1 protein-coding gene is annotated in these 577 nt (G+C 35.9%); it reads right to left on the bottom strand.

Annotated elements, in window-relative coordinates:
- Positions 1 to 577 (bottom strand): ADP-ribosyltransferase-containing protein (locus tag ACWIX0_RS14070; RefSeq protein ID WP_454174599.1); only part of this gene is annotated, 577 nt, incomplete at both ends.

Raw genomic sequence — 577 nt, 5'->3', positions numbered from 1 at the left:
GGCTAAAGCCTTTTATGTTGCCGTTTTCATCATACTCTACCCCTGCTACGCTTCCACCTAGTATGCCTCCCCCTAAAGTCGCGTTTGCGTGGTAAATGTTTGGATTGCTAGAATCAAATGTGCCTTTGTTGTCAATGGCTTTGATTTGATTGCTATCAAAGACTACTGCAATGGGCATTCTTGCGGTGGTTCTTACAGAATATATGCCATCATAGCCTGCTTTTTTGATTTTGTCGATAAAGACTTTTGATTCATCGTTGTAAGAATATTCTTGCAAGATTCTAAAGTAATTATTTGCGTTGTCAAAAAATTCATCATTGCCCCACGATACTTTAATATCCTCTACAAAATCTTTGCCAAAAATGCGCGTAAAATCTGCTTCTTTTAGATTGCTTTGTGGCGATAAATCTAGCGGGTTTTTTATGTGTAAAAAGCTCTTATATACTTTGCCTAAACTTGTTGCATAATCCTCTGCGTAGTCAATATCATTAGCAAACCAAAATCCTAAATTGCTTTTATCTTTGCTTTTTTCAAATATTTCAAAATATTCTGTGCTTCCGTGATAAAAGATTTTAGG

Source organism: Helicobacter sp. T3_23-1059, assembly GCF_053654515.1.
The sequence above is the reverse complement of the archived record's forward strand: the minus strand, read 5'-3'. Positions and strand labels throughout refer to the sequence as shown.